At 64.2% G+C, this 23,308-nt stretch carries 17 protein-coding genes and 1 tRNA gene; 8 read left to right on the top strand and 10 right to left on the bottom strand.

What is annotated here, in order from left to right; all coding sequences use genetic code 11:
* Position 1: 1 nt before the first annotated feature.
* The gene (locus NKI32_RS29520) at positions 2 to 1,540 is read right to left on the bottom strand and encodes a DUF4153 domain-containing protein (protein WP_353004858.1); all 1,539 of its coding nucleotides are present in this window, start codon (positions 1,538 to 1,540) and stop codon (positions 2 to 4) included.
* A gap of 646 nt (positions 1,541 to 2,186) precedes the next feature.
* Here NKI32_RS29520 and NKI32_RS29515 point away from each other — a divergent pair.
* Complete coding sequence (locus NKI32_RS29515; RefSeq protein ID WP_353004856.1) at positions 2,187 to 3,068, top strand: HpcH/HpaI aldolase/citrate lyase family protein; 882 nt, start codon at positions 2,187 to 2,189, stop codon at positions 3,066 to 3,068.
* 39 nt (positions 3,069 to 3,107) lie between these two features.
* On the top strand, positions 3,108 to 3,314 hold the full coding sequence (locus tag NKI32_RS29510; protein ID WP_023673921.1) for a DUF1737 domain-containing protein: 207 nt from the start codon (positions 3,108 to 3,110) through the stop codon (positions 3,312 to 3,314).
* Positions 3,315 to 3,477: 163 nt separating this feature from the next.
* Here NKI32_RS29510 and NKI32_RS29505 read toward each other — a convergent pair whose 3' ends face one another.
* Positions 3,478 to 3,900: a metallopeptidase family protein gene (locus NKI32_RS29505; RefSeq protein WP_023702572.1), complete on the bottom strand. Its 423-nt coding sequence runs from the start codon at positions 3,898 to 3,900 to the stop codon at positions 3,478 to 3,480.
* Between the two features lie 229 nt (positions 3,901 to 4,129).
* Between NKI32_RS29505 and NKI32_RS29500 the strand changes: the two genes are divergently transcribed.
* Genes NKI32_RS29500 through NKI32_RS29490 form a run of 3 tightly spaced genes read left to right on the top strand, consistent with a single transcriptional unit; the run spans position 4,130 to position 9,856 of the window.
* The gene (locus tag NKI32_RS29500) at positions 4,130 to 5,167 is read left to right on the top strand and encodes an ImuA family protein (RefSeq protein ID WP_352839063.1); all 1,038 of its coding nucleotides are present in this window, start codon (positions 4,130 to 4,132) and stop codon (positions 5,165 to 5,167) included.
* Complete coding sequence (locus NKI32_RS29495) at positions 5,109 to 6,587, top strand: DUF6504 family protein (RefSeq protein WP_353004853.1); 1,479 nt, start codon at positions 5,109 to 5,111, stop codon at positions 6,585 to 6,587. The genes NKI32_RS29500 and NKI32_RS29495 overlap by 59 nt, the downstream gene beginning before the upstream one ends.
* Complete coding sequence (locus NKI32_RS29490) at positions 6,584 to 9,856, top strand: error-prone DNA polymerase (RefSeq protein ID WP_353004851.1); 3,273 nt, start codon at positions 6,584 to 6,586, stop codon at positions 9,854 to 9,856. Before NKI32_RS29495 ends, NKI32_RS29490 begins: the two co-directional genes overlap by 4 nt.
* 121 nt (positions 9,857 to 9,977) lie before the next feature.
* Here the strand turns inward: NKI32_RS29490 and NKI32_RS29485 are convergent, their stop codons facing one another.
* The 4 genes from NKI32_RS29485 to NKI32_RS29470 all read right to left on the bottom strand — a co-directional run bounded on the left by NKI32_RS29485 (position 9,978) and on the right by NKI32_RS29470 (position 12,619).
* A complete protein-coding gene (locus tag NKI32_RS29485) occupies positions 9,978 to 10,220 on the bottom strand; it encodes a Trm112 family protein (protein ID WP_023687636.1) in 243 nt (80 codons plus the stop codon).
* Between the two features lie 30 nt (positions 10,221 to 10,250).
* Complete coding sequence (locus NKI32_RS29480) at positions 10,251 to 10,922, bottom strand: LON peptidase substrate-binding domain-containing protein (RefSeq protein ID WP_353004850.1); 672 nt, start codon at positions 10,920 to 10,922, stop codon at positions 10,251 to 10,253.
* Positions 10,923 to 11,033: 111 nt separating this feature from the next.
* Positions 11,034 to 12,041, bottom strand: a complete 1,008-nt coding sequence (gene trxA / locus NKI32_RS29475; protein ID WP_023698125.1) for a thioredoxin — start codon at positions 12,039 to 12,041, stop codon at positions 11,034 to 11,036.
* 80 nt (positions 12,042 to 12,121) lie between these two features.
* Complete coding sequence (locus NKI32_RS29470; RefSeq protein ID WP_023710270.1) at positions 12,122 to 12,619, bottom strand: prolyl-tRNA synthetase associated domain-containing protein; 498 nt, start codon at positions 12,617 to 12,619, stop codon at positions 12,122 to 12,124.
* 217 nt (positions 12,620 to 12,836) lie between these two features.
* Between NKI32_RS29470 and NKI32_RS29465 the strand changes: the two genes are divergently transcribed.
* Positions 12,837 to 12,911, top strand: a tRNA-Gly gene (locus NKI32_RS29465).
* Positions 12,912 to 13,040: 129 nt separating this feature from the next.
* Positions 13,041 to 15,263 carry an SAM-dependent methyltransferase gene (locus NKI32_RS29460; RefSeq protein WP_353004848.1) on the top strand — a complete coding sequence of 741 codons (2,223 nt, stop codon included), beginning with the start codon at positions 13,041 to 13,043 and terminating at the stop codon, positions 15,261 to 15,263.
* Positions 15,264 to 15,283: 20 nt separating this feature from the next.
* Here the strand turns inward: NKI32_RS29460 and NKI32_RS29455 are convergent, their stop codons facing one another.
* Both NKI32_RS29455 and NKI32_RS29450 read right to left on the bottom strand, forming a co-directional pair.
* On the bottom strand, positions 15,284 to 15,964 hold the full coding sequence (locus NKI32_RS29455) for a redoxin domain-containing protein (protein WP_352513604.1): 681 nt from the start codon (positions 15,962 to 15,964) through the stop codon (positions 15,284 to 15,286).
* Between the two features lie 19 nt (positions 15,965 to 15,983).
* Positions 15,984 to 19,268, bottom strand: coding sequence for an adenylate/guanylate cyclase domain-containing protein (locus NKI32_RS29450; protein ID WP_023672128.1), 3,285 nt, complete (start codon positions 19,266 to 19,268; stop codon positions 15,984 to 15,986).
* Between the two features lie 290 nt (positions 19,269 to 19,558).
* On the opposite strand from NKI32_RS29450, the gene NKI32_RS29445 reads away from it, so the two are divergent.
* The gene (locus NKI32_RS29445; protein WP_353004844.1) at positions 19,559 to 21,322 is read left to right on the top strand and encodes an adenylate/guanylate cyclase domain-containing protein; all 1,764 of its coding nucleotides are present in this window, start codon (positions 19,559 to 19,561) and stop codon (positions 21,320 to 21,322) included.
* Positions 21,323 to 21,342: 20 nt separating this feature from the next.
* Here NKI32_RS29445 and NKI32_RS29440 read toward each other — a convergent pair whose 3' ends face one another.
* Both NKI32_RS29440 and NKI32_RS29435 read right to left on the bottom strand, forming a co-directional pair.
* Positions 21,343 to 22,716, bottom strand: coding sequence for a hypothetical protein (locus NKI32_RS29440; RefSeq protein ID WP_353004842.1), 1,374 nt, complete (start codon positions 22,714 to 22,716; stop codon positions 21,343 to 21,345).
* Positions 22,716 to 23,234: a GNAT family N-acetyltransferase gene (locus NKI32_RS29435; protein ID WP_353004840.1), complete on the bottom strand. Its 519-nt coding sequence runs from the start codon at positions 23,232 to 23,234 to the stop codon at positions 22,716 to 22,718. Before NKI32_RS29435 ends, NKI32_RS29440 begins: the two co-directional genes overlap by 1 nt.
* Positions 23,235 to 23,308: the final 74 nt, after the last annotated feature.

Raw genomic sequence — 23,308 nt, 5'->3', positions numbered from 1 at the left:
TCTAACGGTCCGGCACTGAAGGTTGCGAGGGCTGGGTAGGTGGAGGAAGCACGAGCGGACCTCTCTTGTCGAGAACCTGCACGAGCCTCCAGCCGCGAAAGCTCCAGGCGCGCCACTGCTTCTGCTCGGCGATAGTGTCGTCGATCATCATTTGATCGGCCAGACAGGTGGTTTGGTTTCCGAATTGATGCATGTAGAGGCGGTCCAGCGCCGGCATGGCGGCAGCGCCAAGCGAGCGCAGATATTCGGTATCGATAGGCGTGCCGTCGCCGGTCATTTCAAGGGAATGGTCGACATTGAAGTTGGCGATCGCTGCGGCGAAGTTGATGAAGCAGCAGGCATAAAGCGTCGCCGATAACGTCGCAAGATTGGCGGAGAGCAGCCATTCGTTGGATTTTCCAAGCGCGATGCGGGCAATGATCAGTACAAGCCCTGACGCCACCAACCCCATCCAGACGAAGGCGGCGATGCGCCAGTAGGTCAGTGCATAGACGCCGATATAGAGATCGAGCCTGAGAATCGACGAGATGACCAGCACGATGTTCTGCGCCACCCAGGCATAGACCAGCCGGCGGATCAGCGGATCGCCTGAGGTTTCGCTGCCCGGCCGCAGCGCCGCCAGCACGAAGCCGGCGGCCAGCAGCGCGGTGGCGATCAGCGGATACGCGCCGCGATGGGCATAGGCGGCATAGCTCAACCCGTCGGGAAGGGCGACCCCGCCCCAGAGATAGGCGGCGTCGAGCCCGGTCTGCAACGCAAACAGGGCATTGAAGACGATCAGCGCGCGCAAGATCGCGGCCTTGCCGAAGACGACGGCCTCGATCGTTGTCGCTGGTTTAGTCGCGGCCGGTGCGGCCACGGCTGCAGGCGGCGTCAAAGGTGGAAGGCGGCGTGGAAGGCGGCGCGGGAAACGCGGCAGGCGAGGCCGCAGGAAAGCCCAGACGCCGGCGAGCACGAACAGCCAGAAGACGATCCGCGCCAGTTGGATGAGATCGAGCAGCTTCATCAGGTCGATCAGCGACAGCCAGTATTCGATGACCGGATTGGCGGCGCCGAACAAGAACAGGAACACCGCGCCCAGCGTCACCGGCATCACCCAGACGATGATGGACGCCAGGCGGATGCGGCGGCCGCCAAGCCGGCGCACCGTGCGGCGCCATTGGAAAAAGTCACGGATAAGGCGCAGCGGCGCCGCCAGCAGGAACAGCGCGACCTGGCCGGCAATGCGGGCGATGCCGTGCCGCAGCCGCCCGGACAGGGACAGCGCAAACACCACCAGCGCCACGACAGCTATCGCCACCGACAGCGGGCTGACGTTCTCGGCCAGCGGCAGCAGCGCGACGAACAAAGCGGCCGGCTTGAGCCAGGGTCGGGTGGAATTCAGTGCGGCAGGATGCACAGCGACCACCGCGCCGGCGATCAGGATGGCAAACAGCAGCACCGTGATCCCGGCGGGCTGGCCGTAAAAGAAAAAATCCGCCAGCGCCACGAGCAGGACGGCGATGCCGAAGCGGCTGGAAAAGCTTGCAAACGATGTCATGCGCGGATTTTCCTGATGGGCTGGGTCCGCTCGGCCGGTGGGCGGATAAAGGGAGCAGGCTCGCTTCCAGGTAAGGGCGGGCCTCCGTCCGGGGCGGATCCACCAACCACCAGCTTTCGCTGCGCAGGCGATAGGGCAAGGACCAAAGGTGAGCGTTTCGCTGTTGCATGCCGCTGTTGTCGCGGGCTCGCATGGAAACGGCGGGGCGCAGCGGAGGAGGTTTTCCGCAGGGATGTGCAGTTTTCGTGCAGGACCTGCGCTTCCAGCCAGGCTCCTTTTTCCTCTCCCTCCGGAGGGGGAGAGGTGGCTCGGCGAAGCCGAGACGGAGTGGGGGAATCACCTGGCAATCGCCGCGAACGGACATCGGAAGGGCACTGAGCGCATTGCTCGCGTTGCGCCCAAGGGTCGCTGGGGGCGCCCCCCCCCCCGCGGCCCCCGGCCGCACCCCAGCCCCCCCCCCCCCGCGCCCCCCCACGCCCGGGCGGCCTCCCCCCCCCACCTCTCCCCCGATCGACGGGGGAGAGGAAAGGCCCCCTTCCGCAACTGCTGCGGGACGGGCGGGGCAGCGCAAGCTTTCGCAGTTGGCTCGTCATCAGGTACCGGTCGGACGCTTGCCTCACCCGCCCCCACGCGGCATAGATCGGCCATGACAAGCGAACCTTACCGCCTGCGCCGCTCGGTGCTTTACGTCCCCGCCTCCAACGACAAGGCGCTGGCCAAGATCGCGACGCTGGCCTGCGATGCCGTGATCATCGACCTCGAAGACGCCGTCGCGCCCTCAGACAAGATCGCCGCGCGGGACAAACTGGCTGGCATTTTCGCCAGCCGACCGAAACGCCGCTGCGAGATGATCGTGCGCGTCAACGCGCTGTCCAGCGAATGGGGCACTGAAGACCTGCTCGCCGCGGCAAAATTCGAGCCCGACGGCATCCTGTTGTCCAAGGTCGCCACGCCGCGCGATATCCTCGAAGTCGGCGACGTGCTCGACGACAATTTTGCCCCGGACAGCGTCAAGCTCTGGGCGATGATCGAGACGCCCAAGGCCATGCTCAACATCGGCGCCATTGCCGAACTCGGCCGCGACCCGGCCTCCCGCCTAGCTTGTTTCGTGGCCGGAACGAACGATCTGGTCAAGGAAACCGGCATTCTGGCGACGCCCGATCGGCGCTACCTCGTGCCTTGGCTGATGCAGATGGTGCTGGCAGCGCGGGCCGGCGGCATCGACATGCTCGACGGCGTCTCCAACGATTTTCGCGACCTCGACGCGTTTGCGCGCGAATGCACGGAAGCCGCTGCCATGGGGTTCGATGGCAAGACGCTGATCCACCCCGCCCAGATCGAAACCGCCAACCGAGCCTTTGCGCCCGCGCCCGAAGCCTTGGCCCAGGCGCGCGCGGTGAAGGATGCCTTCGCCTTGCCGGAAAATGCCGGCAAGGGCGTGATTGCTTTGAACGGCAGGATGGTCGAGCGGCTGCACCTGGCGCAGGCCGAAAAATTGCTGGCGAAGGCCGCCGCCATCGGCGCATGATCCGCCCCGAAAAGACGAACTCACGACAGGATCTGACCCATGAGACTTTACCGCTTTTTGTCCGCCCCCGACGATTCAACCTTCTGCCACAAGGTGACCGCGGCGCTGAACAAGGGCTGGCACCTGTACGGCTCGCCGACCTACGCCTACGACAAGAAGACCAAATCGATGCGCTGCGGCCAGGCGGTGGTGAAGGATATCGACGGCCAGGAATACGGGCCGGATACCAAGCTGAGCGACTGGTAGGCTTTGCCAGGCACGGACGCAGGCTGTGTCGAGATTCAGGTCAGGCCGAGCCGAGAACAGTGGTTTCCGAGAACCGGAGCGGAGCGTACTTAAAGTACGCTTGCACCGGAAGCGCAGGAAGCTGCCGTTCGCAGGCCGGCTTCACCTGAATATCGGCGCAGCCTCACTCCGCCGCCTCTTCGATTTTCTCCATATCATCATCCGACAGGCCGAAATGGTGGCCGATCTCGTGGATCAGCACGTGGGTGACGATGTCGCCCAGCGTCTCTTCGTTCTCGGCCCAGTAGTCGAGGATGGCGCGGCGGTAGAGGGTGATGCGGTTCGGGCCTTCGCCGGTCTGCGGGTTCCAGCGCTCGGCGATGCCGCGGCCCTCGAACAGGCCGAGCAGGTCGAACGGCGTCTCCAGCGACAGATCGTCCATGATCTCGTCGGTCGGGAATTCGGCGATCATGATGACGATCTCGCCGGTCAGCTTGCGGAAATCGTCGGGCAGATGCGCGTACGCCTCCAGCGCCAGAAACTCCATCTCCTCGATCGAGGGCGAGAGTTCATCGTGCCAGGTGCGGGTCTTGTAGATGCGGGCCATGCTTTGTCCTTTGATCCCGGCATATAGGCTTTCCCTCCGGACTCGGCAAATGGACGGGTACCTGGCCGATGACTGTTTCTTTGCGCCGAATGGCTGCGACCAAAGTCCAAGGTTGGCCTCGCCACCTTTGATCAAGGAATAAATTCCTTCTGACTCCGCTTGACTCTTTCGGCACCCTCTGGAATCTATAGGAACATAACAGGAACAATTATGAGAGAAATTGACCGTCATGGCGACATCAGCCGTGGCGCGGGAGACTGTTTTTGCCCTGCGCCGCCAGATCGCGAAGATCGAGGGAACGCTGCCCGAGCGCCTGGCCGTGCCGGCCGGCGAGCGACCTCGTGCGCGTGCTGAGGGCTGTCTCCACGCCGCGCCTGAACCCGATTCCGATGTTACCATCATCCGGCGCGGGCTTGCCGCAGCTTTGCCGGATGCTTTCCTGGCCACCGGCATCGAACGCCTCGATGCGGCCCTCAGCGGCGGCCTTCCGAAAGCCGCCTTGAGCGAAATCCATGGCCTTGAGACCCGCAATGCCGGGGCCGTCGCAGGCTTTGTGCTGTCGCTTGTCAGCCTGATCCTCAAGGGCCAGCCCTTGCCCGTGCTGTGGATCGGCACGTCGGAGATTTTTCGCGAGGCCGGCTTTCCCTATGCCAGGGGATTGCAGGGCATGTTCGGTATCGCACCGGAGCAGTTGCTGTTTTCCGAGGCGCCGAAACTCACCGATGCGCTGTGGGTAGCCGAGGAGGCCGCCAAGATGACGGCGCTCGCCGCAATCATCCTCGAAATCCGTGGCAGCCCGCAGCGGCTCGACCTCACCGCGACGCGCCGGCTGCACGCGCGCGCCCAAAACGCCGGCCGGCCGGTATTCCTGCTGCGCCAGGCCGGCGAAGCCGAGCCGACCGCCGCCCCGGTGCGCCTCATCGTGTCGGCTGCACCAGCGACATCGCGCCGGACGATCGCCGGGCCGCTTGCCGGGTCGATCGGCCACCCTGCCTTCACCGTCAGCATCGGCAAGAGCCGCACCGCTCTGCCTGGACAATTCACACTGGAGTGGAACCCCGATGAACACGCATTCGAAGAAAGAAAGCCCCGCGAAAAACGGCCAGAGAATTCTGTCGCTGTGGTTCCCGCATCTGGCGGCCGAACGGATCCTGCGCCAGCGCCTGGGACGGTCGTGGCGTTCCCGGCCTTCGGATCATTTCCCGCTCGTGATCAGCCATCGCGACCGCAACGCCCAGCGCATATCGGCCCTCGACGAGCGGGCTGAGGCGCTGCATCTGAAGCCTGGCATGGGCATTGCCGACGCCCGTGCCATGCATCCCTCGATCGACATTGTCGAGGCCGATCCGGAGGCCGACCGCCGGCTGCTCGAAGGCCTCGCCGACTGGTGCGACCGCTATACGCCGCTGGTGGCGCTTGACGGCGTCGACGGGCTTTATCTCGACGTCACCGGCTGTACCCACCTGTTCGGCGGCGAGCGCGCCATGCTGGACGACATCCTTGCGCGGTTTTTCCAGCAGGGTTTCGATGTCCGCGCCGGGTTGGCCGCGACGCCGGGTGCAGCCTGGGCGGCAGCGCGCTTTTGCGGCGACCGCATCGTTGTCTCCGGCGAGGAGGAAGCGCTGCTCGCCCCCTTGCCGCTGGCCGCACTGCGCATCGAGGCCGATATCCGCGCCAGCCTGGAAAGCGTCGGTCTGCGCACCGCCGGCGCGGTCATGGCAGCGCCGCGAGCGCCGCTCGCCCGCCGTTTCGGCGCGACCTTGCTGTTGCGTCTTGACCAGGCGCTCGGCCGCCTCGACGAGGCGGTATCGCCGCGCCTGCCGGTGGCCCCGCTTTCGGTCGAACGCCACCTGGCCGAGCCGGTCGTGCTGACCGCCGAGATCGAACGGCTGGTGCTCTTGCTGGCGGTGACGCTGAAGGCCGATCTCGAACGCCGCGGCGAGGGCGCAAGGATGCTGGCGCTGCTTTTGTTTCGCGTCGACGGCGCCGTCAGCCGCATCGCTGTCGGTACCTCGCGACCGTTGCGCGAACCCAAGCTTATCCAGCGCCTGTTCCATGAGCGGCTGGCCGCGCTCGAACAGGACATCGATGCCGGCTACGGCTTCGACCTGGTGCGGCTTTCGGTGCTGGCGGCCGCCGGCTTCGACATGCAGCAGGCCGATTTGACCGGCGAGACCGAGGATGACGGCGCCGACATGGCACTCTTTGCCGACCGCATCCGCGCCAGGCTCGGCGACAGTGCGGTGCTGAAACCGGTCGCCCTCGAGAGCCATCTGCCGGAGCGCGCCATCGCCACCATCCCGTTCTCGGAAGCGCCACAACGCAAAACACCGCTCAGGAAGCCGGGCTCGAAAGACGCGCCGCGCGCAACCATCTTCCCGCCGGAACGGCCGATCCGGCTGTTCCGTTCGCCCGAGCCGATCGAGGTGCCGGCCACCGAAATGCCTGAGGGTCCGCCGATGAATTTCCGCTGGCGCCGCGCGCTCTACCGGGTCGCGCGCGCCGAGGGGCCGGAACGCATCGCGCCGGAATGGTGGCGTGAAACGTCAAGCGATCCGCTCACATCGACGCGTGACTATTTCCGGATCGAGGATGCCGACGGCCGCCGCTACTGGCTCTACCGGCAAGGCCTCTATGGCAACCCGCAGGTGCCGCCGCGCTGGTTCATGCATGGGGTCTTCGCATGAACGCGCTGACCGTCATCCCCTATGCGGAATTCGGCATCCAGTCGAACTTCTCCTTCCTGCGCGGCGCCTCCAAGCCGGAGGAGCTGGTGGTGGCGGCCAAATTCCTCGACTTTTCCTCGATCGGACTGGCAGACCGCAACACGGTGGCCGGCGTCGTGCGCGCCTGGCAGCAGGCCAAGGTCGAGAAGCTCGCCTATCACCCCGGTTGCCGCCTGGTGTTCGGCGACGGCACGCCGGACATTCTCGCCTATCCGCAGAACCGCAAGGGCTGGGGCCATCTCTGCCGCATGCTGACGCAAGCCAATTTGCGCGATGAAAACGAGAAGGGCGCGACCCTTCTCCAGCGCAGCGACCTGCTCGAATGGGGCGACCTGCTGTCGCTGGCGGTGCTGCCGGATCTCTCGGCGAATGCCGACGATCCCCTGGCATTGGTCCGTCAACTGAAAGACCGTTTCGGCGCTAATTTGCGGCTAGGCATGGCGCCGGATTATCGCGGCAATGACCGTTTCCGCATCGAGCAGGCGGCGGGCATGGCGGACATCGCCGGCGTGCCGCTGATGGCGACCAACGACGTGCTTTATCACAGCGCCGAGCGCCGCTCGCTGCAAGATGTGCTCACCGCCATCCGCCTCAATTTGCCGGTCGCCGAGGTCGGGCTGGAGCTGACGGCCAACGCCGAGCGCCATCTGAAGCCGCCGCTGGAAATGGCCCGTCTCTTCCGCCGCCATCCACCGGCGCTGGCCGAGACGCTGCGCTTTGCCGGCGAACTGACCTTCTCGCTCAGCGACCTCCAGTACAATTATCCCGACGAGCCGACGCAATCAGGGCTTGGGCCGCAGGCCGAGCTAGAGCGTCTGGCCAGGGAGGGGGCCGCCACGCGCTATCCGGCGGGCGTCCCCGCTTCCGTCTTGCAGCGCATCAGTGAGGAGCTCGCTCTGATCGAGCGTCTGAATTATGCGCGCTATTTCCTGACCGTTTACGACATCGTCCAGTTCGCCCGCAATGAGGGCATTCTGTGCCAGGGCAGAGGCTCGGCCGCCAACTCGATCGTCTGCTACTGCATCGGCATCACCGAGGTCGGCCCCGAGCGCATCGACACGTTGTTCGAGCGCTTCATTTCCGAGGAGCGCAACGAGCCGCCCGACATCGACGTCGATTTCGAGCATGAGCGGCGTGAGGAGGTGATCCAGTACATCTACTCCAAATACAGCGCCAAGCGCACCGCGCTGGCTGCCGCCGTCATCAGCTATCGCGGCCGCTGGGCGCTGCGCGAGGTGGCCAAGGCCATGGGCCTGTCGGACGATGTCCGCATTGCGCTCTCCAGTTCGATCTGGGGCTGGTCGACCTCGGAGCTCGGCGAGAAGGAGGCGCATGCCGGCGGCCTCGACCGCAACGAGACCTCGACCCGTCACGTGATCGCCCACGCCAACGAGATCATGGGCTTTCCCCGGCATCTGTCGCAGCATGTCGGCGGCTTCGTCATTACCCGCGACCGGCTCGACGAGATCGTCCCCATCGTCAAGACGGCGATGGAGGCGCGCAAGATGGTCGAGTGGGATAAGGACGATCTCGACGCGGTGAAGATCCTGAAGGTGGATATTCTAGCGCTTGGCATGCTGACCTGCCTGAAGCGCGCCTTCACCTTGCTCACCGACCATTATCCGAAGGCCCGGGATGATTACGGCCGACCCTATGTGCTGGCCACCCTGCCGCCGGAAGAGAACGACGTGTACGACATGATCTGCCGCGCCGACACGCTCGGCGTCTTCCAGATCGAATCGCGCGCGCAGATGTCGATGCTGCCGCGTCTAAGCCCGCGCGAATTCTACGACCTGGTCATCGAGGTGGCGATCGTGCGGCCCGGCCCGATCCAGGGCGACATGGTGCACCCCTATCTGCGCCGTCGGCAGGGCAAGGAAGCGGCTGAATATCAAAAGCCAGAGCTGGAGGCTATTCTCAAGAAGACACTCGGCGTGCCGCTGTTTCAGGAACAGGCGATGAATATTGCAATCGTCGCCGGTGGTTTCAAACCCGGCGAAGCCGACGAACTACGCCGCGCCATGGCCACCTTCAAGCGCACCGGCACCATCGGCAATTACCGCCAGCGCATGATCGACGGCATGGTCGGCAAGGGATACACCAAGGACTTCGCCGAGCGCTGCTTCAAGCAGATCGAAGGCTTCGGCGAATACGGCTTTCCCGAAAGCCACGCCGCCTCCTTCGCTTTGCTCGTCTATGCCTCCTGCTGGTTCAAGACCTTTTATCCCGACGTGTTCTGCGCCGCGATCCTGAATTCGCAGCCGATGGGGTTTTACCAGCCGGCCCAGCTGGTGCGCGACGCGCGCGACCATGGCGTCGACATCCGCGACGTCGACGTCAATTTTTCCGACTGGGACTGCACCCTGGAGAAAGCCCAATTCGATCCGGGCCGCATCCTGGCGCGCCATGCCGAAATGCGCGGTGTCATCAAGACCCGGTACGCCGTCCGGCTTGGCTTCCGTCAGATCAAGGGCTTGGCCGAGAAGCGTATGGAAGCTTTCACCGCGCGGCGCGGCGCCGGCTATACAAGCGTCAGGGATGTCTGGCTGCGCTCGGGCCTCGATGTCGGCGAAATCGAAAGACTGGCGCAGGCTGACGCCTTCCGCTCACTCGGCCTCGATCGTCGTGAAGCCTTGTGGGCGGTGCGCGCGCTGGATGGCAAGAGCGCCGCCGAACGGCTGCCGCTGTTCGACCAGCCGGCGATCCGGCTGCGCGAACTCGAGCCCGAGACAAAACTGCCGACAATGCCGCTCGGCGAGCACGTCATCCACGACTACCGCGCGCTCGGCCTGTCGCTGAAGGCGCATCCGGTCGCCTTTCTGCGCGAGCGGCTCGACCGCGCCGGCGTCATTCCCAATGCCAATCTCGGCTCGGTGCGCGACGGCAGGCGGGTCTCGGTCGCCGGCCTGGTGCTGGTGCGGCAGCGGCCCGGCAAGGGCAATGCGATCTTCCTGACGCTAGAAGACGACAAGGCCGTCGCCAACGTCATTTTCTGGGAGCGGACCTTTACCCGTTTCCGGCCCATCGTCATGGGCGCGCGCTTCGTCAAGGTCACCGGCAAGCTGCAGTCGGAATCCGACGTCATCCACATCGTCGCCGAAAAGATCGAGGATTTGACACCGTGGCTGACGGTGCTGCTGGAAGAGATGACGCCGGCTGCCCGGCCCGACATTGCCACCCTCTCGGACAAAGCTGAAAGGGTCATGCCCAAGGGGCGGAATTTTCAGTAGGGCAAGTGCAGGGCGGTCGGGAGCCCATGACATTAATGCCGGCAAGGGCAGAGGGGGGCGCGAAGGATCGCCAACAGAATGGCTTCTTAGGCTGAGGTCCGTTTGAACCACCCCTGGTCCCTCAGCCCGGCCCACCCAATCGCGGCGGCGACAGCACGTCTTCCGCCGAAATCGTCCGCGCCTCCGAGGGCAGCATGATCGGGATGCCGTCGCGCACGGGATAAGCGAGCTTGGCGATCCGCGAGATCAACTCGCCGCGCACCGGGTCCCAGGCCAGCGGCCCCTTGGTCAGCGGGCAGGCCAGCAGCTCCAGCAATTTTGGATCGACATTGACCGACTTGCCGTCACGCCCATCCGCAGCCATTGGATCCCCCTTCAGCCATCGGCTCAGCCCTTATTGCAGGCTGGAGCCAAAGTCCTCATTCTCGCGCGCCAGCGCCATTTCGGTGATGGCGATCAGCGTCTCCGCGCGGGCTTTCAGGTCGGGCGCCTCCAGCAGCGCCTGTTTCTCGGCCGGTCCGTAGGGCGCCATCATCGACAGCGCATTGACCAGCATGGTGTTCTCGGCGCGGCTGACGCTTTCCCAATCGGCTTCGAGATCGTTGGCCTGCAGATAGGCGCGAAACGCTTTCAACAGCGCCGGCCGGTCGACCTCGCTTGCCGCCTGGTCTTCGGCAAGATCGGTGAGGAACGGCGCCAGCTTGCATTGCCGGAAAGGCGTCTTCACCGGCAATTCGCTGGTGATGCGGAAACGGCAGACGCCCTGCAGCGAAATCAGATAGCGGCCGTCGCCGCTCTCGGCCATCGAGATGATGCGCCCGGCGCAGCCGACATTGCACAGTTCCGGCTCGCCGTCGGCGCGCAACGCGCCATTGAGGCTGGGCTGGACGATGCCGATCAGCCGCGCGCCGGCGATCGCCTCATCCACCATCTGCAGATAGCGCGGCTCGAAGATGTTGAGCGGCATGCGCCCGCCCGGCAGCAGCAGCGCGCCGGCAAGCGGAAACACCGGAATGGTTGCCGGCAGATCCTTGCCGACCCGGTAAAATGCGTTTCCGACCTGCACCTTCACTCCTCCGACCCGCTTCGGGCGCGATGTTATCGGCCTAATCTGGCGCGGCGGCCGCCGACCGCAAGGCCCGACAGCCACGCCCCGGCAATTTGGCCGGCAAACGGCTCAGGAAAACAGCAGCGACGACAATTTGCGCCGTGCCGCCAGCGTCGCCTCGTCGGTCATGCCCCAGGCCTCGAACAGTTTCAGCAACTGCGCCCTGGCGCCGTCCTCGTTCCACGTCCGGTCGGCTTTTATAATCGCCAGAAGATTGTCGGCCGCCGCATGGCGCTCGCCCTTGGCGTTCTGGATCATGGCGAGGTCGAAACGCGCCTGGTGGTCGCCGGGATTGGCGGCCAGTCGCTGCTCGAATTCAGCTGGATTGCCAAGTGCTGCCGCTTCCGCAGCCAGCGTCATCTTGGCACGCAGCGCGGCAAGTGCCGGCGCATTCTTCTTGGCCTCCGGCGCCGTTGCCAGCAGCGCCTCGGCGCCGTCGCTGTCGCCGGCCTCGAACAGAAGCTCGCCCAGCCCGGCAATCGCCTCGATCGTCTCCGGCGCCTGCGCCAGGATGGCGTCGTAAATGTCGGCTGCGGTCTGCGCATCGCCCGCCGCATGCGCTTCCGCCGCCGCGGCCAGTGCTTCGGCGACGGGCGGCGCGCCATTGCCCTTGCCGCCGACCTTGGTGATGAACTCGGCGATCTGGCTCTCGGGGATGGCGCCCATGAAGCCGTCGACAGGCTGGCCGTCCTTGAAGGCGATGACCGCCGGGATCGATTGGATGCCGAGCTGGCCGGCGATCGAGGGATGATCGTCAATGTTCATCTTGACCAGCTTGACCTTGCCGCCGGCGGCCTTGATCGCCTTTTCCAGAAGCGGCGTGAGCTGCTTGCAGGGCCCGCACCACGGCGCCCAGAAATCGACCAGTACCGGCTGTTTGCGCGATTCCTGGATGACGTCGGCGGCGAAAGTGGCGGTCGTGGTGTCCTTGATCAGCTCGCCAGCGGCAGGTGCTGCGCCGGGTGTCGGGCCAAGTGCCGACTTGGCCGGCTCGGCGCCGCCATATTGCACGGACGTGGTGTACTGGCCAGAATTGCCGCCGAATTGGCCGCCAAACGGATTGTTGTTGTCGCTCATGTCGTCGCCCTTCCGATCGCGCCCAGCGGAGCAGCGCGACGTCCTTAACTAGAGGTCAGTTTTCGCCATCCATGTGGCGATCAAGCCGAGACTTTCAAGATAGCAGCATCATGTCCGGTTGCCTCGACGAATCTGATGAGGTCGGCGGACGCGATCGACGTCGTCGCCTCATTGGTCAGCGGATGCGCGTTGACTGTCGCATGTGCCATCAAATCCTGGTCGAGCACCACCTTGACCCGTCTTTCGGTGTCGTTGATCAGCCCGAACACGGTGACCGCGCCCGGAATGACACCGAGCAGCTCCATCAGCATCTCCGGCTTGCCGAACGACACCCGGCCGGCGGCGCCGATGATCGTGTGGATCTGCTTCAGGTCGACGACCGCCTCCTCGCCGACGCTGACCAGGAAGAAATTGTCCTTCTTGTCCTTGAGAAACAGATTTTTCGTGTGCCCGCCCGGTATCTCGCCGCGCAGCGACTGCGAATCGGCCACCGTATAGAGCGGCGGATGGCGCACGGTCGACACTGATATGCCGAGATCGGCAAGAAAGGCGAAAAGCTCGGCTTCGGTCTTCGGCATTGGTGGTCTTCCCCTGTATCGGCGCGCGGCAAAGCCGTTTACGGCCAATGATGCCGCCGAGACAAGACCGTCATGCGGGAAGTCGATGAACCACCCGCGTGGCCGACAAGGTTCCGCCAAGCGATTTGCCGCGACCAAAAAGCCCGTCATTTCCCTGTTGCAATCGCCGCGCTCTTCAGCCATATAGGCCCGGCTTGCGGCCCCGAGGGCCGTGTGAGCGGGTGTAGCTCAGGGGTAGAGCACAACCTTGCCAAGGTTGGGGTCGAGCGTTCGAATCGCTTCACCCGCTCCAGTTTCCTCTAGGGGGAATCAAGCGATGAAGAGGCGCCTTTCGGGGCGCCTTTTGCTTTTTCCAGACCGGCGATGTAAGCGCGTTGCGGGACACTTGTTCTCCCTCAGAACCAGGCGCAGGTAAGACGGCGTGGCGCATAATCCCTTGGTTTCCAGTTCGGCGAACGGCGGCACCGCATCCGAAGCGCTTGCTTGGCTGGCGTTGCGGAACGCCGCGTCCGAATGCGGCTCAGGCTCGCGCTCGATAGACCCGCAGCCCCTGCGCGCGCTCCCGGCGGGACGCAAGTGGGCGCGTGAGATCGCCAAGGTGATCTTCGATGGCCTTGTGGCAGGAAGCCTTTCGGTGCCGGGGCAACTGGCTGCCCGGTGGGACAGCTTCGGCGGTGCCATCACAGCGTTGATCATCGGACTGGGCACGGTCTGGGACAATCCCGCAGCGGCTCGCCGCGTCCAGTACCAGCTTGAGCAAATGCTTCTCGAACCCGACGATCTTGCCACGCCGCGCAGGCTGGCGCGAACGCTCGGAGTTCGCGTCGACGCTCGCAACCCGACCGCGACCGAACTGCCGGAAGGCATCGATCAGATTTATGCCCATCTGATGCTGGATGGCCGGATCGAGGCTGTCGTGCAGTTCGGTGCACTCGGGACTGTGACGAGCGATCATTGGATTGAATTGATCCTGGATGTAGTGCCTGCTGAGCGGCTTGCGGGAGGATCGCCTGCACCGCAAAAGGGCGCCGGCGCGACCACGTCAAACACGCCTGCAGCCGAGGCATCGTTTGCCATGGCGGGAAGCGAGCCCGATCCGGACAGCCATTTCGGCAAACTCGCGCAATTGGCCGCACAGGCGCATGACCTGGTTCGGTCGAGCGCTGAACCGTCAGAGCCTGTTGCGCCGCGCCGCGCACGGGTCGCGGACAAGCACGACAAGGATCGCACGGCGTTCTGGAACAGCTATTTCGCGACCGAAGATCCCTGGAACTACGGTTCGTCCTATGAGCAGGAAAAATATGAGCGCCAGCTCGAAATTCTGCCTCCCGGTTCCATCGGGCGGGCGCTTGAGTTGGCCTGTGCGGAGGGTCATTTCACGCGGCAGCTGGCGCCTCGCGTCGGCCATTTGACCGCAACCGACATCTCCGCCATAGCCGTCGGGCGGGCCCGCGTGCGATGCACCGATCAGCCGAATGTCGAGTTCGGGGTACTCGATTTCGCTGCCGACACGCTGCCGGGTAAGATGGATCTGATCGTCTGCTCGGAAGTGCTCTACTACCTCGATGACCTCGCCGAGCTACGGCGCATCGCCAGGAAATTCGCCCAGGCGTTGGCGCCTGGCGGCAGCATCATCAGCGCACACGCATTCGTGCTGCGTGACAATGTCGAAAAGACCGGCTTCGACTGGAATACATTCGGTGCCCAGTCGATCTCCGAGACGCTGGCGGCGACCGAAGGCCTCGTCCTCGAGCAATCGATCCAGACCGAGCTCTACCGCATAGATCGCTTCCGCCGCCTGTCGTCGGGCGATGTGGCGACGGACCCGGTGATCGATCATGTGCCGATCCGCGCGCCCATCGAAATCGGCGTCGCGCGAAATATCGTCTGGGGTGGGGCGCGAGCCTTGCGCCGCGACGTCGCACGTAACGAGCAGCGCCGGCATATCCCTGTCCTCATGTATCACGGCGTTGCCGATGAAGGTCCGGCCGCGCTCGCTCGCTTTCGGCTCACGCCCGCCGCATTCGCCAGCCAGATGGCATGGCTGCGCGCCAATGGCTTTCACGCCATTGGCTCCGAGCAGTTGGAGCAGTTCATCACCAACCGTCAGCCTTTCGTCGGCCGCCCGGTGCTCATCACCTTCGATGACGGCTTCCAGAACTTCGCCGACCATGCCTGGCCGATCTTGCGCGCCAACGACCTGACCGCGGAAGTGTTCCTGGTGACGGACCTGGTGGGCGAAAGTGCAAAGTGGGACACCGACATCGGTCCGCCGACGCCGCTTATGGGCGCCGGGACGGTGCGACGCCTCGCTGCCGAAGGCGCCTTCTTCGGCAGCCACATGGCGACGCATCGCGCCATCGATGGTCTGTCGAGCGCTGACCTGGCCGCCGAGCTCCTGCGCTCTCGTCTGTTCATCGAACGCTGGACCGGCCGTCCAACCACGGCGTTCGCGGCACCCTTCTCCGTCACCGACCGACGGCTTGGCCGGCTGGCCAGGGAGTGCGGCTATCGAGTAGGCTTCGGCCGCAGGCACGGGCCGGCGGACCTCCATAGCGATCTCATCGACCTTCCGCGCATCGAGATTCGCGGCGACCGCTCGCTCGATGACTTTGTCGCCACTGTCGAGGCCGTGCTCGGATAAACGGTGAACTTGTCAGTTCATTATTGGGCGACTTGCGACACGGCTGACATCAGCTCCTTCGGGTTTGGGGCGCCAAACATGTATCGCCCACCCTCCGGGACCTCCGTGAAGCTCCAGCGGACGATCCCCTGCCGGTCCAGCAGGAACTGACCAACCAGTTGTCCGTGTCCCGTGGCCATCATCTGCTCGTCGGCTTCGGTCAGTTCGTAGTTGTCCTTCTTGTCGAGGATTGCGGCGGCTGTCATCGGATCCATGGGACCGGGCAATTCGCCAGGTATGTCGACCCGCATGTCCTGTGCCGCTGCCATCGCGACCTTGTACGGCCAGTTCGTCTCGTTCTCGGTGAATTCGAGATTGGGCAGTCCAAAAGCACGATGTGAAGCGCGTTCCGGGTCCGACGCCGCAAGCAGGTTCGGCATTGGATGGTAGCGGAAATAGAGCCGCGCCCGTTCGATCGGCGTGTTGACCACCGTCAGGCTCTCCACGCCCTTTTCGCGCAGCTCCGGATCGAGACGCGCCTGAGCGGCGATGTGGCGCCGGCAAAACGCACAATGCAGACCTCGAAACAGGCCGACCAGCACCGGTTTTTGCCCGCGAAAGTCGTCAAGCGCAATCTTGCCTTCCTGGGTAATGGCGTCGAGTATCAGGTTCGGCGCCCGGTCGCCCGGTTGAAGCGGTATCAATCCACTAGGCGCGGACATGTCCAACCCCCTATCCCGGCTAGTCGAGAAAAGGCAGCACCACAAGCGCTTCCGGGTCGAGCCCGTGCTGGGCGCATATACCCTGCGCCAGGGAAAAGTAGCGTTCGGCCTCGGCCAGATTGTCGAGGTCGAGATTAAGCGTTGCGAGTCCATCATAGCACGGAAACAGCAGTTGGGGCTCGCCCGTTTCGCGGGCTACCTCCAGTGCTTCGTGGAACAAGCCGATCGCCAGTTCCGGATGGCCGTTGCACTGGTGGATCTGCCCAAGCACGATCAACGGCACTGGCAGGTGCTCGCGCTGGTCGAGCGCCCGGTCAATCTCGATGGCCTTCTCGGCAGCAGGCACGCCCTCCGTTGGACAGCGATCCGTGAAAGTACAACAAGCTACCGCCAGATTGGCGAGGAGGCGCGCCTGGAAACCCAAATCGCCAATACGGCGCGCCACTTCAAGACCGCGCCGACAGACCTCCATCGCCTTCGCCGGATCGATGGTCGTGTAGAGCACCCCGAGATTGGTGTAGCCGCGGCAGGCCGCGCCCAGCAGACCGGCGGCTTCGGCCAATTCAATGCTGCGCTCAACCTCACGCACGGCTTCATGGTTTCGCCCAAGGCGAGCCAGCGCAACAGCCTTGGTATTAAGTGCCTCGGCGGTCACGAGGGTGGCATCATCGGAGACATGTTCCGTTGTCAGAGAGCGTACGCAATCCAGCGCCGCGTCTGCCCATTTTGCCGCGAGAGTGTGATCTCCGCTGCGGAACGCCTGTCGGCCACGTTCTTGCCAGAGATGCGCCTGCTCGATCGGGGCATCCGCTCCATCGAGGAGCGCTGCCGCTTCAGCGTAGCGCGATTCCGCGTCGTCCCGCTTGCCCACGTCCCAAAACAGCCGACCGATCTTGCGCAAAACGCGCGCCGCCGCGACACGATCGGCTGACTCGCGATAGGCCTGCAGCACCGCCTCGTAGTGGCGGTGTGCAATCTCGCGGCGGCCTGCCGGGCCGCTCAAATCGGCAATGCGCTCTGCAATTGCCAGTTTGAGCGGTGTTTGCCCGATCGCGCCCAACGCAGTCAGTGCTCGCTCGTAGAAACGAAGGGCGTCGTCATTGGCGTATATCATGCGAGCGCGATCTCCCGCCGCCTGCAGGTAATGCGCGCCCCTCTCCCGCTCGGCGCTCTGAGCGAAATGATGACCGAGCACGGCCAGATCCTCGAACCGTTCCGGCTTGTCGCCGCACAGTTGCTCCAGGGCGGCACCTACCCGGCGGTGGATGTCGGTCCGGCGTTGCAGGAGCAGATTCTGGTAGATCACGTCCTGCAGCAATGTTTGCGTAAAGCGGTAGCTTTGCGACGAGACCGAGCCTGATCCGGCAACTTCCTCGATGATTTCCGCATCGCAAAGCAGTTCGCAGCCCGCTTCCAGTCGGCCGGGGTCGGCTGCCACGGCTTTCAGAAGCGTGGCATCGAAGCGCGGGCCGATTACCGCGGCTTCCTGGGCCAACCGGCGCACCTCTTGCGGCAGCCGGTCGACGCGAGCAAGCAACATTGCCTGGATCGTGGCGGGGATGCCGGTTGCGACTTCGCCTGCCACGGTCCGCCATTGCTGGCCCTCGCGCACCAATACACCGCGATCGATAAGGCCGCGAACGATCTCCTCCAAGAAAAGCGGGTTGCCGCCCGCGCGCTCGAGGATCTGGTCGAGAAGCCCTCCTGCGGCGTTTACCCAGCTCTCGCCGAAAAGCGCCGCCACCAGGCGGCGTCCGTCATCGCTGTCGAGCGGCGAAAGCCTGAGCGCTGTGTGGCTGACCCGACTTGAGTCGAGTTGGTCGTTGTCCGACGCCGGACGATGCGTGACCAGCAACATCAGCCGCGTGCGTTCCAGTCTGTCCATCACGAAACGCAGTGCCTCGAGCGAGACGGAGTCGGCCCAGTGCAGGTCTTCGACGACAATCAATAGCGGCGACAACGCAAGCCGCCGTTCCATGATTGTGCGGACCGCGTAGAGAATTTGCCGCCGCAGCTGCTCGGGCTCGACATGCTGCAAGGTGGCATCGGGGTCGCCGAGGCCAAGCACATGGTAGAGCAAAGGCATCAGCCGCTTCGCCTCCTCGCCCTGCAGGCCGAGATCGGCAAGCAAGGCTGCGAGCTTGCCCCGCATTTCGTCCCCATTGTCGTTTTGCATCATCCCGGCAGCGCTGCGCACCACTGCACCCAGGGCGCCAAATGATTGTTCACCCAGCGGTGAGCACGTGGCCTGCCGCACGGCGACGTTGCGAAAACGATCCTCGTCGCCGACGCGGGCGACGAACTCCTTCACCAACCGCGACTTCCCGATACCGGCTTCGCCGACGAGGCGGACAAGCTGGGCCGAGCCGCCGCACGCCAAGTCAAGGCTCGCCAGCATTCTGTTGAGCTCCGCATCACGACCTATTATGGGCGCACTGAGGCCGAGCGCCTCGAGCCCGCGCGCTGCACGCGGCGCCGCAAGCGGTGCATCCAGTCGGTGGACGAGCACACTGCCAGCCTTGCCGCGAAAGACGACATCGCCCAGCGACTCGTACGAGAAGGCATGCCGGGTCAGCCTGTGCGTGAGTTCGCCCACCAGCACCTCACCCGGTGCAGCCAGCGATTGCAGGCGTTGCGCCGTATTCACCGTGTCGCCGGTCACCGAATAGGATTTGGCGGTGCCGATGCCCAATCCGCCAGTAACGACCGGACCCGTGTTTATGCCTATGTGGAGCAGCAGCGGCGAGCCGGAGTGGCGGGTGCTTTCACCGAGCCGCGCCGTCCGGGCGATCATGTCGAGAGCGGCTCGAAGCGCACGTTCCGGATCGTCCTCATGCGCGACCGGCGCACCGAACAAGGCGAGCAGAGCGTCGCCGATGAATTTGTCGACGAAACCACCAAAGCCTTGCACGGCCGCCGTCAATTCCTTGAACAGTTCGTTCTGCAGCGCCTGCATGACCTCGGGGTCGAGCTGCTCGCTGAGTGTCGTGAAGCCGCAGAGATCGGCGAACAGCACCGTTACCGTTCGTCGATCGGCGTCGGAGACGGAATGCGGCCCCTCTTCGCTTTCGATGTTCGGCGATGGAGCTCGAGAGGGCTGCGCAATGGTGCGGCTTGGTGTCGGAGCAGGCCGTTCGGCAGCTTTTGCGGACGCACCGACGCTTGCCCCACATTTAGGACAGAACTCGAAATCAGGTGCGCAGGCGTAGCCGCAACTGGCGCATGGCACGGGCTGGCGGCGGCCACACTTCGGACAGAAGGCGTAACCGCCCTCGATCTCGAAACCGCAGCCCGAGCAGTTCATGGACACCTCACCAGAGCATGATGCCGAAGAGTGTGAAGCGGTTTTCGGACGACATCATGCTCTATCTCTTTGACCTTGGGCCATGACGCGTGATCTCGCCACGCTCGTCACGGCCGGGGTATTCACAAGGATGAACCGATAGTCGTCAACCGGCAAGCGGCAGCGCAAATGGGCATCGGTCTGGGTTCGGCGGTGGAGCACTGCCGATACGGGCGGCTGCGTGGCCGTGATTTGCGAAAATTCCCTCGTCCCGCCGTCTTCCTGCTATGATGGAGATGAGGAGGCGACCCATGAGCGAGAACCGTAAGCTGGCCGCAATCCTGGCTGCAGATGTGGTCGGATACAGCCGGCTCGCGAGCGCGGACGAAGATCGTACCTTGGCGCGGTTGCGGGCACTGCGCAGCGACCTGATCGATCCGATCATTGCAGTGCACCACGGGCGGGTTATCAAGCGTACCGGAGATGGGGCACTGGTTGAGTTTCGCAGTGTGGTCGATGCCGTGCGCTGCGCCGTTGAGATTCAAAACGGTATGGTTGAGCGCAATGCCGGCGTACCGCAGGAGCGCCGCATCGAGTTCAGGATAGGCATCCATCTGGGCGACGTGGTCGAAGAGAGCGATGGCGACCTGATGGGTGACGGCGTCAACATCGCCTCGCGTCTGGAGGGCGTTGCGGCGCCCGGCGCCATCTGCCTGTCCGAGGATGCCTATCGCCAGGTCAAGGCCAGGCTTGACCTCTCGGTCAGCGATCTCGGCAGCACACAGCTCAAGAACATCGCCGAGCCGATCCGAGTGTATTCGCTGCAAGTCGGCGCCGGGGCCAAGGTGGCCGCGACCTCGCAAACCCCGACGAGCCCTCCGGCTGCGGCAACGCCGCCGAAACTGTCGATCGCCGTGCTGCCGTTCGCCAATATGAGCGGTGATGCCGAACAGGACTACTTCGCCGACGGCATCTCCGAAGACATCATCACGGCGCTGTCCAAACTGTCACAGCTCTTCGTCATCGCTCGCAATTCGTCCTTCATCTTCAAGGGCCAGAACGTCCATGTGCAGGATGTCGGCACGAAGCTCGGCGTGCGCTATGTCCTTGAAGGCAGCGTACGCAAGTCGGGGAACAAGGTACGCATCACCGCGCAGCTCATCGATGCAATCTCAGGCGGCCATCTTTGGGCGGAGCGGTTCGATCGCGATCTGACCGACATATTCGCCGTGCAGGATGACGTGACGCAGCACATCGTCGGTGCGCTGGCGCTCAATCTGACCGAGGATGACCGTCTGCGGCTGGCGCCCGAACACCAGCGCAACCCGGAGGCGTATGACTGTTTCCTGCGGGGCCGGGAGCTGTGGCACCGGCTGACGAAGGACACGAACGTCGCGGCCCGCGAGCTCTTGCAGCGGGCCATCGAACTGGACCCGAAATTTGCCTCTGCCCACGCTTTCCTAGCCCTCACGTACGGGCTCGATTACCTCAACAGGTGGGGTGCGTCGGACTCGATGGCGCAAGCGGAAGAGGCAGCAACGCGAGCGGTAACGCTGGATGACAGCGATCCCTGGGCGCACTGGGCGCTGGCATCGGCCAAGCTTTACACACGGCGGCACGATGAAGCCATCGGCGAGGTCGAGCGCGCGATAGCTCTCAATCCGAACTTCGCCGAAGCGCACGTCGCCCGCGGCGAGGCGCTGTATTATTCGGGTAGACCCGCGGAGGCACTAGAGAGTTTCGCCCGGGGAAAGACCTTGAATCCATACTTTCCGGATGTGCTTCTGCACTTCCAGGCTTTGGCATCGTTTCAACTGGGAAGGTACGAAGAGGCCGTCGACCTCGTGCTGCAACGGCTGGCTCGCAACGCTGTCACCGACGTCTCGCGTGCGCTTCTGGCGGCATGCTACGGCCATCTGGGCCGTTTGGAGCAGGCCCATGCGGCATGGCAGGACCTGCTTCGCGTCAATCCCGCCTATTCGCTGGAACACCGCCGCAAGGTCTTGCCTTACAAGAACCCTGCCGATTTCGAACTCATGGTCGAGGGGCTCCGCAAGGCCGGTGTGGTGCAATGACGGGCTAAAGCCCGGCCGGGTCAGAGGCGTGAGGCCCGGCCGATCTTGCGCCATCGGGGGTTTTCGCGAACCGGTTTCAGGTCGTCGGTCGTCTCGGCAAATGTCCGCAACCGGTATTGCCGCAGCAGGTCCGGGAACAGCGCCCCTTCCGGCAGTCCGGCAAGCTGCTCGCGGACCGAGATTTGTTCATCGATGACCCGCATGCCCCAGGCATTTTCCCGAACCTGCAGCTCGGCGGCCAGATCGCGCTCTTCTGGCGCGTTTTCATCAAGCGCAGCCAGCAGGATCGAGTGAAAAAGCGCGACATAGCCAATCTGTCTCAGGCCGCCCACAACCCGCACGCGCGGCAATATGGCAAGGGCAAGGAACATCAGGAACAAGTCCGGCAAAAGCATGCCGTCCAGCAGTGCCTGCTGGAGATGCGGCCGCTCGAACGGGATGGAAAGACCATGCGGCCTGTCAGGCTCGATCAGCCGCCCGTTCTCGAGGACGAGCTTGCGCACGCGCTGCTCGCGGATGCCCCAGAAATAGGCCGTGGCATTGGGCAGGAACCTGCCAAATGGGCCCGATGCGGCTTCTTGCAAGGCATGGTCGAGACGCCGGCGCCTTGCGGGCTCGAGGAGCAGCCTGGAAAGAAGACTGCCTTCATCTTCCAGATGCCGCGCCACGACAGTCGCGGCCAGCCTATCATCGATGAAAACCGGCCGGGCCATGCCGGAACGATCCCAATCGGCGACCAGATGCTCGTTGAGTTCTGTCAGCGCATCGGCGGCTGTTGCAAATACCTTGTCCTGGCTGGCAAGCAGCGTGCCGAGCCAGCTTCTGGCATCCGTCTCATTGCCCACGGTTTCGAGCGCGCGCCCGTTGAGGGCGACGGGACCGGCCGCGCAGGCGCTTTTGCGGCACAGTTTGTGGCGGCCCATGCCAAACAAATTGACCTTGTCGTCGCCGACATCCAGCCATCCCGGCCCCTCCCGGCCGGTTGTCTCCATGGTCATGGTCGTTCCCATGAAGCCGAAAAAAGCCGACAGCCCGTTTTCGACCGCGCCGAGCCAGGCAAGCAGCAGGGCATCGAAGGTGATGCGATCCATCAGAAGCAGGCAGTGCAGGCCGGACTGGATAACCGGTCTGTGGTCGAATTCGTCGAGGGCCTTGCCGATCGCTTCGGGCTGCATGATCGCACCGAGGCGCTGCTGCAGGACGTCGCGCAGGATCGAGCGGGCAGCAATCGACGGGGCCGATCCAGGCCTTGCCACCGGCCGCCACAGATGGCGGGCATAATCGGAAACCGGTGCATTCCAGTTCTGCTCGATGTCACGCACGACCTCCGGGCAGAGCAGCGACAGCACGGCCAAAATGTCCACCGGAGGGGCAAGGGCAGGGACGGTGGTCATCAGAACCGCAGCCGGGCCATGCTCAGGAGGTCGTGGTATTGCCCGTCGGTAAAACCGGCCTTCACATGCCGTCCCTCGACCTCGAAGCCGTGGCTTGTGTAGAGACGGATGGCCGGTTCGTTGTCGGCATAGACGCTCAATTCGACCCGCTTCAGGGCGCGCCAATTGTCGGCCACGTCAAGCAGCGCGCCAAGGATGGCAGAGCCGATGCCCCTGCCGACAAAGCCATCGTCGAGGCCGATATTGATCTCGCCGATATGCGAGCGGCGCGGCGAACCCTGCGCGACCAGGCTGCCATGGCCGACAACCTTGCCGTCCAACTCGGCAACGATCCAGGTGGTTTCCGGGCCGGACTTGGCGATGCGCCGCTGCACCTGCTCCACCATCTCGAACGGCATCCTGAGCGTGCCCCAGCGGAACCCCGGCATATTGAAGATAGCGCACAGCGCCTCGGCATCGCTTGGCCGGACGGCCCGGAGCTGCGGCTGGATTTTCTCTAGGGGTGGCGTGCTGGTCATGGCTTTTCCGGCTACAGCAATTCCAGGAAAAGTGTGAGCGGTTTTCCGTCCGGAATTGCGTCAGGACAAAGGAC

This window comes from Mesorhizobium sp. M0761 (assembly GCF_040320205.1).
GTDB lineage: Bacteria > Pseudomonadota > Alphaproteobacteria > Rhizobiales > Rhizobiaceae > Mesorhizobium.
Note: the sequence above shows the minus strand (reverse complement) of the source record. Positions and strands in the feature narration are given on the sequence as shown.